General features: G+C 44.1%; 10 protein-coding genes. 7 read left to right on the plus strand and 3 right to left on the minus strand.

What is annotated here, in order from left to right:
• Positions 1-29 precede the first annotated feature (29 nt).
• Positions 30-827 carry a serine O-acetyltransferase gene (gene cysE, locus ACWVCM_RS02865; protein ID WP_455200198.1) on the minus strand — a complete coding sequence of 266 codons (798 nt, stop codon included), beginning with the start codon at positions 825-827 and terminating at the stop codon, positions 30-32.
• Positions 828-881: 54 nt separating this feature from the next.
• On the minus strand, positions 882-1,640 hold the full coding sequence (locus tag ACWVCM_RS02870) for an RNA methyltransferase (protein WP_455200199.1): 759 nt from the start codon (positions 1,638-1,640) through the stop codon (positions 882-884).
• A 171-nt stretch (positions 1,641-1,811) separates the two neighbouring features.
• Here ACWVCM_RS02870 and suhB point away from each other — a divergent pair, with 171 nt between their 5' ends.
• From suhB to ACWVCM_RS02895, 5 genes are all read left to right on the plus strand, one after another.
• Positions 1,812-2,609, plus strand: coding sequence for an inositol-1-monophosphatase (gene suhB, locus ACWVCM_RS02875; protein ID WP_455200200.1), 798 nt, complete (start codon positions 1,812-1,814; stop codon positions 2,607-2,609).
• Positions 2,610-2,698: 89 nt separating this feature from the next.
• Positions 2,699-2,971: a hypothetical protein gene (locus tag ACWVCM_RS02880; protein ID WP_455200201.1), complete on the plus strand. Its 273-nt coding sequence runs from the start codon at positions 2,699-2,701 to the stop codon at positions 2,969-2,971.
• A gap of 230 nt (positions 2,972-3,201) precedes the next feature.
• Positions 3,202-4,332, plus strand: coding sequence for a PilT/PilU family type 4a pilus ATPase (locus ACWVCM_RS02885; protein ID WP_455200202.1), 1,131 nt, complete (start codon positions 3,202-3,204; stop codon positions 4,330-4,332).
• Positions 4,333-4,353: 21 nt separating this feature from the next.
• A complete protein-coding gene (locus ACWVCM_RS02890) occupies positions 4,354-5,172 on the plus strand; it encodes a sulfurtransferase (protein ID WP_455200203.1) in 819 nt (272 codons plus the stop codon).
• Between the two features lie 37 nt (positions 5,173-5,209).
• A complete protein-coding gene (locus ACWVCM_RS02895; RefSeq protein ID WP_455200204.1) occupies positions 5,210-5,926 on the plus strand; it encodes a ferredoxin--NADP reductase in 717 nt (238 codons plus the stop codon).
• Positions 5,927-5,939: 13 nt separating this feature from the next.
• Here the strand turns inward: ACWVCM_RS02895 and ACWVCM_RS02900 are convergent, their stop codons facing one another.
• Complete coding sequence (locus ACWVCM_RS02900; RefSeq protein WP_455200205.1) at positions 5,940-8,081, minus strand: transporter substrate-binding domain-containing protein; 2,142 nt, start codon at positions 8,079-8,081, stop codon at positions 5,940-5,942.
• Between the two features lie 1,055 nt (positions 8,082-9,136).
• Here ACWVCM_RS02900 and ACWVCM_RS02905 point away from each other — a divergent pair.
• Positions 9,137-9,886: a PEP-CTERM sorting domain-containing protein gene (locus ACWVCM_RS02905; protein WP_455200206.1), complete on the plus strand. Its 750-nt coding sequence runs from the start codon at positions 9,137-9,139 to the stop codon at positions 9,884-9,886.
• Positions 9,887-10,145: 259 nt separating this feature from the next.
• Positions 10,146-10,488, plus strand: a 343-nt coding sequence (gene trxA / locus ACWVCM_RS02910) for a thioredoxin (protein ID WP_455200207.1), incomplete at its 3' end; no start/stop codon positions are given.

A 10,488-nucleotide genomic window follows, 5' to 3' on the forward strand; every position in this document is an offset into this window, starting at 1 on the left:
TATTTTAGTCAAGTATTATTGGGAAGGGTTCAATCTTTTTTAGAGCCTGAATTTTCGTCCAATTTTTGCTCTGCCAAAGGACCGATCTCACATGGCCCAAGTTCAGGCAAATCAACGTCGGCAAACTCAGTATTCATACTCTTTATTGCTTCGCACATTTTTTCCACTTTGGCATCCATTGCGTGAGAATGATCAAGAATACAATTAATTGCATGCGCAACGGGATCTGGGGCATCGCGGGTTACGCCATAAGCATCAAAACCCATCTTCTGCGCCATGGCATGACGTCGCTTTTCCTGGTCTCTGGTTTGCTGATTAGCGCTCACCGCGCGTCCTGGCACGCCAACGACGGTCGCCGATTCAGGTACTTCTTTCACGACAACTGAGTTAGAGCCAATCCTGGCGCCGTCCCCTATTTTTATGGGGCCTAGCACCTTGGCACCCGCTCCCACGACCACGTCATTACCCAGCGTCGGATGGCGCTTGCCTTTCTCCCAGCTGGTACCGCCAAGTGTGACTCCATGGTAAAGGGTACAGTCGTCACCAATCTCTGCAGTCTCCCCGATGACCACCCCCATCCCGTGATCAATAAAAAACCGTCGCCCAATGACAGCCCCAGGATGAATTTCTATTCCGGTAATCCAGCGAGCGAGCGTTGACAATAGCCTCGCCAGCCACTTGAATCCCATATTCCACAATTTGTGACTCAGGCGATGAAATAACACTGCATGCACTCCAGGGTACGTCGTTAATACCTCGAAAAACGTGCGTGCTGCGGGGTCACGGTCAAATACGCATTCGATATCTTCTTTTAAATGGCTAAACATAAGCGTCTCTTATTCTAGTTGATGGCTCGGATCACCTGGGTCTAAACACAATATCTAAAAATTCAACCGCTTCTGAACTGTAGTCAAGATACCGCGCAATATATTCAATTCCACACGATCAAGCCGAGCCCGGTTAAATAGCCTGCGCAAACGTCTCATCATTTTTCGCGGATGTTCTGTCTGTAAAAATCCTACCTGTGTCAGTGCTGTATATAAATGCTCATAAAAGCGTTCCATATCTTCAGCCGTAGCGAAGGGCTCTCCATCGAGGGACAAATTTTCCGGTTCTGTTAGTGGTTTTTGTACATTGGACTGTAAATTATGCCAATGCTGGTGAATTTCGTAGGCTAACACTTGAACAGCAGCCGCGATATTCAAAGAACTATATTCCGGATTACTGGGAATATTCAGCAGGTAATGGCACCGCTCAAGCTCGTCGTTGGTAAGCCCTGAATGTTCACGTCCAAAAACCACGGCTATTTTCGTCCCAGGTGGCTGTGAATAAACTTTATCCACGAATTCCGCAGGCTCGACCTGGGGCCAACTTAATTTGCGTAATCTAGCGCTCGCACCAAATACCAGGTCTGCGTCGCCCAAACCCTCTTCAAGCGTCGGGCAAACTTGAGCAGCATTTAACACATCATCAGCACCCGAAGCCCGCGCAGTGGCCTGGGCATGCGGATATTGCACGGGATCAACCAGAACTAATTGATCCAGACACATGTTTTTCATGGCTCGCGCGACGCCGCCTATGTTGCCGGGATGTGACGTGTTAACAAGCACAAAGCGAATGTCAGGGAATTGATTTTTCATTGATTGTGGTTTTATTAATTATAGGAGAGCCGTAACCCGATAGAACCGTGATAACCCCATTCCTTCTACATTGGGGTTTGTTCGCAATTTTTCCATAAATTTGCTACATTGCACGCGCATATTGTAACCGAATCCCTGATCTTTAATAACTTAAACGTGTAATCCGTACTCATGCATCCGACGCTTAACATCGCGGTTCGCGCCGCTCGCAACGCCGGCAATATTATTGTTCGCGCCCTGGAACATATTGACCGACTAAATGTAAAAACCAAGTCTGAAAACGATTTTGTAACGGAAGTCGATAAAGCGGCTGAACAGGAAATCATTCGTACCATCCGCAAGGCATACCCCGGTCACAGTATTCTCGCCGAGGAAAGTGGATCCACACCCGGCGACGATTATATCTGGATTATTGACCCACTTGATGGAACGACGAATTATTTACACGGTTTTCCTCAATTTGCGGTGTCCATTGCCTTAAAACATAAAAACGTACTGGAACAGGCGGTCGTCTACGATCCTTTACGCCAGGAACTATTTACCGCGTCGCGCGGACGTGGCGCACAACTTAATGACCGTCGAATTCGTGTTAGCTCAAGAACCAGTCTTGATGGCTCCCTGTTAGGCACAGGATTTCCTTTCAAACAACAACAGCACCTTGATGCCTATCTCAATACATTCAAAGCACTGTTCCCCATGACAGCTGGAATACGCCGACCCGGATCTGCAGCCCTAGATCTCGCTTATGTGGCTTCGGGCCGACTAGATGGATTTTGGGAAATTGGCTTACACCCCTGGGATATGGCAGCTGGCGTGTTACTCATCGAAGAAGCAGGCGGCTTTGTATGTGACTTTAGCGGTGGCAAGGAGTACCTGGAGACCGGTAACGTGGTCGCAGCCAACCCCAAGCTTATGAAGGTTATGTTAGAGAAAATTCAGCCCCATCTAACACCAGAATTACAGAAATAATAACTTTTCAATAAGTTAGCAAGACTTAAGAAAAAACGTATACTGCCGACAAAATAACTAAGAAGTTCAGCTGTTGACGGTATACCGGTATGGCGAAAAAACGCAGTAACTTATTGAAGAAAAAGAAGTTGTTGGAAAGCAAAATCAGCAACGGTCTCACTAACCTGGAAGAGTTTACACGCACCATGTCAGATAACATCGACTTTAATAGTTTTGATATTCTTTCAATTACACGCACCGACGCTGAACAATCCTACACTCGTCAATACGCCCATCGCAAAGTCGACACCCAGGCATACCGCATTTTCGCTGACGCCATTAAAGCGGTACCCCTGCATTTGTTTAAATACAAGCTCAATTAGCCAGCTGAAGAACATCTGCAAAATCAATAACTACCTAAATCCTGGCTAGCCATATTCCTTTCAGCCAATTATTTGATACACTGGTTACAGGCATTGTGACTGTAGTGTTGTATTTTGGCTCCCCAATCTAATCCTCAGTGCACGCATAGAGCTGTAGAAATGTACCGCAGCCAACAAATAGACTTCGACCTCTGCGTCATACTTCGGTGAGAATATAAAGAGCGATTGCTATGGATTTATTATCAAAATTACTCAAAGAAATGATCAACAACAGGGCTTCCGATTTATTTTTGAGTACCGGCTCGGCTCCTATCTTTCGCATTAATGGAAAACTACGCCCAGTAAATATTCCACCGTTGGCTTCCGGTCGAACGGAGCAGATGGCCCAACTGATCATGCAAAAAGATCAAATTGCATCTTTTGATGAGAATCCCGAAGCCAATATTGGATGCACGATCCCAGGTATTGGTCGTTTTCGTTTTAATGTCTTTAAACAGCGTAATGAAATTGCCATGGTGGTAAGAGCCGTACCATCCAGCGTACCGGATTTCGAAACCCTGGGTATACCGTCAATGCTTCGCGATATCGTGATGATGAGACGCGGCCTGGTACTGGTGGTGGGACCATCCGGGGCCGGAAAATCCACTACTCTGGCTTCAATGATTGATTATAGAAACCAGAACGACATCAGCCACATCATTACTATTGAAGATCCCATCGAGTATGTCATCGAACACAAAAAATCCATCGTTAATCAGCGCGAACTTGGCGTTGACACCAATTCCTACCACAATGCGCTAATCAACGCATTACGTCAGTCACCGGATGTGATTATGGTGGGAGAAATAAGGAACCGGGAAATGATGGAAAACGTACTCGAGTTTTCTGACACCGGGCATCTGTGTTTGGCAACACTGCACTCTAATAATGCAGCCCAGGCCTTCGATCGTATCGTCCACATGTTCCCGAAAGATAAACATGAACAACTATGCATTGGCCTTTCCCATAATGTAAAGGCGGTGGTATCCCAAATATTGGTGCCGACGGTTGACAACAAACGCACCGTGGCCACTGAACTATTAACCAACACACCACGCATTTCTGACCTGATCGCACGCGGCCAGTTTGGTGACCTGCATGACGTATTGGAAAAAGACACCAATTCCGGTATGTGTAGCATGGACCAATCCCTGTATCATCTGTTCTGTAATGGTAGAATTACAGAAGACACAGCACTGTCCTATGCGAACTCCGTGAGCAATATGCGGCTGCAAATACGGCTCTCGGGACAAGGCTCCAAAAACAAGAAGAAACCCAAACCCGCTAATGTGCAGGATTCAACTGCCACAGCTGGTAACTAACCAACAAATCCAAGCAAAGTTATGAATGAAACTCGATTACCTCTCATCATCGAACCAGATCAATTGGAGTCGATTTTAAAAACACCCGGCATTATCGTCATAGATCTATGCAAGCCGGAAACCTATATCCAGGCTCATGTACCTGGCGCAATTCACCTGGACTACAAACAGATTATTACCGCCAACCCGCCGGTCATGGGTTTAGTTCCAGATACGGAGCATCTCAGCGCTTTATTGTCACAATGCGGCGTCACCAGGGAATCCCATATCATCGCTTATGATGACGAAGGCGGCGGTAAAGCGGCGCGTTTACTCTACACACTGGATATCATCGGTCACGATAACTACTCCCTGCTAAATGGGGGATTGCATGCCTGGTCCAGCGAAGGGCATCCGCTGGAGTCTACTGCCAACACCCTGCCGGCCAGCAATTATCAGGCGGATTATCTCGAAAAACCCGTGGCAACCAGGCAACTGATACTCGACCACCTTAAAGATCATTCTATCCAGCTGGTGGACGCACGTTCTAGCGCCGAATTCTCAGGTGCTAAAAAATTTGCTGAAAAAGGCGGACACATACCCGGCGCAATCAATATGGACTGGCTGGAACTCATGGACCAGAAAAATAACTTGCGCCTGAAAAGTGATGAAGAACTAAATAAATTGCTGAAGGAGCGAAACATCGCAGCAGAGAAAACCACTATTGTATATTGCCAGACCCATCACCGGTCTGCGTTGACGTATATTGCATTAAAGCACCTTGGTTTTAGCGATATTAAGGGTTACCCTGGCTCATGGTCGGAATGGGGTAACAGCACTGATACGCCTGTCGAAGCTTAAACGGCAGCAATAAACTTTAAATGCCACACAATTCGACATGCAGGTTTGCACCCACATAAAATCTATCAAGCAAAAAACACCAAGTGTTAAATTATTCACTCTGGAATATGACCATCAGGAGTTCAGGTTTCATCCGGGTCAGTGGGTGGATATACACTTAACCATTGATGATGAGACGCATAACTGTGGCTATTCCATCACATCCACACCCTCTGACGACAAAACAATAGAAGTTGCCGTCAAACTCGCGCCAGAGTTAAAGCTGACCGAACACTTGCACAAAAATAGCCATACAGGGGATGAAGTTTACATTTCAAATGCACAGGGCGATGTTTTTCTGCCAGACGATATTAGCGGCCCCTATGTATTTATTGCTGGCGGCGTCGGGATCACTCCGCTATACAGCATGATCCAGCATATCAATTCCGTACAACCTGCCACACCGGTAACATTAATATACAGCATTACCACCCCTGAAGAATTTTTATTTGAAGAAGAGCTCAGAGAACTCGCAGCGGGTAATCCGAATTTTCGTATCTTCGCGACCGTCACCAGAGCAAAAAAACATAAGGAAAAATTTAGCGGTCGAATCAACTCGGAAATGTTACGCGCTATGGAGTTACCAGCAAGCGCTAATTATTACTTATGCGGACCACCACAGATGGTCGATGATGTAGTAGACATATTAAAGAGACTCCAAAATGAATTAGGCATCACTGAATGCAACATTCATTATGATAAGTGGTGGTCATAATCAATATTTACAACTAGTTGGCTTGAGTTAACTTAACATAGGCCTGATATCGGTCACGGATTTCCCTCACGTATTTTACCGGTTCGCTGCCTCGCACATAACCGTGTTTGGCTTTCTTGGAATATTTACGTTTGGATAGCAATAACATTGCACTCTCGACATTACCGAACCACCGGTTTGATTCCCATCCCTTTTGGCGGGCTAATGTTCTCGCATCATGCACATGCCCTGCGCCTGCATTGTATGCGGCCAAAGTAAACCACATGCGGTCTTTTACCGGTAACTCGGCTTCGAAACGGTCTCGCAACCAGTCCAGGTATTTCACACCCGCTTCAACAGATTGTTTTGGATTTTTAATATCTTTAACGCCCAACTGTTTTGCGGTTCGTGGCATAACCTGCATTAAGCCCCGTGCGCCTGCCCAGGATTTTGCATTGGGATCAAAACGGCTTTCCTGATACATTTGCGCCACTATCATTCGCCAGTCAAAATGATATTGGCTAGCATATTCTTTAGCAAAATCGTCGTATGGTGATAGTGCATTATTGTCACCGCGATCAACACGCTGTTCCAGACGCTTTTTGATGGTTTTTGGTTTCTCAAAGTATTTCCTGCGGGTGATATTATAAAATTCCCCACGATATTCCTTGCGAATGTAATTATTGATCTCTTCCAGTAATTTGGGCGTATCTTCTCTTACCACCCAACCATGATCCCTTTCTTCACCCAGGTTTAATATGCTTTTTACGTCGTCTCGCCACGTCAATTCGATATCTAATATATTACTATCAGCAATAGTAAGATCGTACCCGCCCGTTGCTACATTTGCGATTATTTCTTCGGTTTCCTCAACTTCCGGTACTGTTTTTATTTTCACTCCTATACCATCATTTTTGTTCAACGCTGACAAAGTTCGCCAGTAGGAACTACTTTTACGTACATGAAAACTTCTGCCTTTAAGCCCCTTAATGTCTTCCACTTCTTCTTCTACAGTGCGGCCAACAACTAATTCATAGACCTTGTCATAGGGACGAGAATAGCGCAGCGGGGATTCATCAATATTTTTTGGTATGGTTATTGAGGCGGCAATCATGTCACCCTTCCCTTCCAGCAACCAATGCGTTAACGCTTCTCTAGATGGCGCGACAATCATTTCGAGCCTAACTCCCAAACGCCTGGCAAAACGCCTGACAAGTTCATATTCAAATCCCATTAATTCACCACGCCACAGAAAATAAGTTGCCGCATTGTTTCGAGTCAATACACGTAGGACTTTGCGTTTCTTTATTTCCGCCAGATCCGCCTTGTAGGCGAGATGATGTTTTGTGGTGAGATTTTCTGCTGTTATAAAATTATTGATTTGCTGTAACAGTTGGCTGGCATCCGACCTCACAGCCCAGGCAACAGGTCGTTCTTTAGATACATCAAAGGCTACTTTTAATTGTGGTTGGACAGGTAATATTGCATTTATTAAATTACTGTCTGCTACCGTCACGTCAAACTCGTTGTTTGCAACACCATCGAGAATCTCAATAATAGAACGTGACGCCGGTACTTCCTCCAGGTTAATTTTCGGATATTTTTTTGCCAGTTTATTCACGGTCCCCCAATATGAGCTGGCTTTTAATAATGCAACATTACGCCCCTGCAATTCTTTTACCGATTTTATGTTGTCATCAGAGCGCGCCACGAGTTGCTCGGTCACGATGGTTACGGGTACAGAAAAAGCCACCTGTTCTTTTCGTTCTTTAGTAATCGTTAAATTAGCGGCTACGATATCGCCCTTGCCAGCTACTAGCATTGGCAGCAATTCATCAAAGTTCTCCACGTAGATCCATTCCGGTTCCAGTCCTGCTTGCTCTGCAAAACGGGCGATTAACTCCGTTTCGAAATGAACAGGCAAACCTTGTCGAGGCAGATAGGGAACTTCAATACTGACATCTGATAACAGGACGCGTAATTTTTTACGCTTCTGCAGAGCTGGCAAATCTCCTAATTCAACATAGTTCTCAAACGATTTATCAGGTGCGGGGGTGTTTGCTTCTGTAATGTCATCATCGGAAGAGCCACAAGCAACTAAAAATGCAACACATATCGATAACAAAGATGCCTGAACAAACTTAAAGAAACAACAATCTGTTACGTTATTACTCATAGACTGAAACTTCATGGTGATGTTGGATGTTTTAGGGATTTATTGAGATTCATATAAATATGAAATTATTATCCATTCAGTTGCATATGTTTACTACCAAGTTTAAGTACAATACCTGGAAATCAACAAGCTGGTTAGAGAATACCATAAACAATTGGCCAGGCTATTCTAAAAAAGTTGTCATGCGATGCCGCCTATTCCTGTACGATTTTTCATCAGCACATGCCTGGTGAACATCAACTCCCGGGTACAGACATTAACAAACCAGGACTGACGTTAGCCCCGAACGATCCTCCCAGTTTATGCCAGCCAGTGTGCCTTAAAATTAATTGATTGGAAGCAAGTGCATCGGCGATTCTTAGTAGCGTTTCTGCAATACTAGCATCAGTGTATCGCCCTACGATGACAATCCAGATTCCTGGACAAACGTTTAAACCATCAAATAACTGACTTTTTCGCGAACCAGCAGTACCAGTTTAGAGGCGTGCTGTAAATATTGTCAGGAATAATCTGAGCACTGGAAACTTACCTAACAGTCCATCGACACAACCCATCGATACACCTCTCATCGACACACCGGGACACATCCATTAAAACTCGGCTGAAATTACTACGACGCCCAACAAAACTGTCAATAATTTTTACAGAATCCTGGGCAAAGTTGCTAAGCGCTGTGTTTTCATTGAATACGAGTAACAAAAATGATTCTTTATTGCTCATTAATAAAAATTAAATCGATAAATTATCCTATGCAATCATTCCTGCAACATCGTTCACTACGTAAACTGTCGGTGTAGTTTACAACGAAGCCCATTGATATCAGGCTCCCTGAATAAAGCATTGTATATACAGCAAGTTAATTACTTGGCATTAGCTATGCTTGTCAGTAAACAAATGTAACTCAATGGTTTATATAACTAAATTACTTGGTTTTTGATTTAAAAATTTAAAAGCGATTCATAATAAAAAAGCGTAGTCATAGGAAAAAGCCTCATCAGTACAACCGAACTATTACTTTGAAGTTATATACTTAATGAAAAGTGGAGAGGCAGGCAATGAAAACGACAATATATTTACCGGGTACTATCTTATTATGTTCGTTCTTTTCCATTAATGTAAACGCACTACCTATCAATCAAGTAGATTACTTTAGTCTTTCCGGTAATGCCCTGATAGATTTTGAAAGTGTTCCCGGTGGTATTGAACCGGGTACTAACTATGATGGAATCATTGATCTTGATGGCGCTTCATTTGCAGAACACTTTAACGGTCAAACGATATCACACAGTGGCAATTCAGATATAATTAGTGGCGCACCCGTAGGCGGTCTAACGCTAGTCGCGGGAGTTCCAAATCAGAACCTGGTTATTGTTGATAGCTCCGTTGATCCAGGTGGTAATGTATTGGCTGGTGTAGGCACGCCTGGTTTTCCCGGTTTTAGTTCCATTGGCGAGGGTGCCATAGCAATTTTATTCGACAAAGATCAATCGGAGTTTGGCTTCCAGTCTGTTGGCGGTAATCTTGGCAGTGCAACATTTGAATTTTGGGCAAGAGATGGATCGTTAATTGATACAATTATTCCCGTAGACCTTGGTGTGGATTTTTTTGGTTTTTCCCGGGAAGATAACATGAAAGATATTGCCGGAATTTCAATTTGGAACACCGATCCTGGCGGTATAGCTTTTAATGATATTATCTTTGACGTACCTGGCGACACGCAGATTCCTGAACCCGGAACAACAACGTTACTCGCTCTTGGGTTACTGGGTATAGGCTTTGCCAGTAGAAGAAAACGAAATCCTTAAAATACTTTAAAATTTGTAACGATGTTAGCCACCAAAGCCCCGCTAAATGCGGGGCTAATTGTTTCAGAAAAGCCCGTGCTAAAACGAATGATGGGAAAATACCTTGTAATCAGACGAGTTTGACTTCGCACTCTGTGTCTAATAGATACATGACCGGATTGGAATATAAATTTCGAATATTGTAATATCAACCTGAATAAATCGCTCATCATTATATCTAACCATCGAGCATTCTCATCCATAACTTGTTGATTAAATCGTGCATTCACTAGACGTCACTGAACAGAATTTTCAATCCGAAGTCATCGAAAAGTCCAATCAAGTACCAGTGGTTATTGATTTTTGGGCACCGTGGTGTGGACCCTGCCAAACTTTAAAACCTATCCTGGAAAAATTGGCGGAAGAATATCAAGGTAAGTTTGTACTTGCCAAAGTCAATTCGGATGAAAACCAGACCTTATCGGCACAATTCGGCGTGCGCGGTATTCCAAGCGTCAAAGCAGTTTATAATGGCAAAATTGTCAATGAATTTTCCGGGGCATTACCCGAATCTGCTGTTCGCGAATTTCTCGACACTATTATTCCTAATGAAAGCGAAATCA

It is taken from the genome of Kaarinaea lacus, from assembly GCF_975902315.1.

Bases quoted from the DNA above. Each gene is read 5' to 3' on its own strand.
- cysE (WP_455200198.1), bottom strand. From the start codon at position 827: ATGTTTAGCCATTTAAAAGAAGATATCGAATGCGTATTTGACCGTGAC.
- ACWVCM_RS02870 (WP_455200199.1), bottom strand. From the start codon at position 1,640: ATGAAAAATCAATTCCCTGACATTCGCTTTGTGCTTGTTAACACGTCA.
- suhB (WP_455200200.1), top strand. From the start codon at position 1,812: ATGCATCCGACGCTTAACATCGCGGTTCGCGCCGCTCGCAACGCCGGC.
- ACWVCM_RS02880 (WP_455200201.1), top strand. From the start codon at position 2,699: ATGGCGAAAAAACGCAGTAACTTATTGAAGAAAAAGAAGTTGTTGGAA.
- ACWVCM_RS02885 (WP_455200202.1), top strand. From the start codon at position 3,202: ATGGATTTATTATCAAAATTACTCAAAGAAATGATCAACAACAGGGCT.
- ACWVCM_RS02890 (WP_455200203.1), top strand. From the start codon at position 4,354: ATGAATGAAACTCGATTACCTCTCATCATCGAACCAGATCAATTGGAG.
- ACWVCM_RS02895 (WP_455200204.1), top strand. From the start codon at position 5,210: ATGCAGGTTTGCACCCACATAAAATCTATCAAGCAAAAAACACCAAGT.
- ACWVCM_RS02900 (WP_455200205.1), bottom strand. From the start codon at position 8,081: ATGAGTAATAACGTAACAGATTGTTGTTTCTTTAAGTTTGTTCAGGCA.
- ACWVCM_RS02905 (WP_455200206.1), top strand. From the start codon at position 9,137: ATGAAAACGACAATATATTTACCGGGTACTATCTTATTATGTTCGTTC.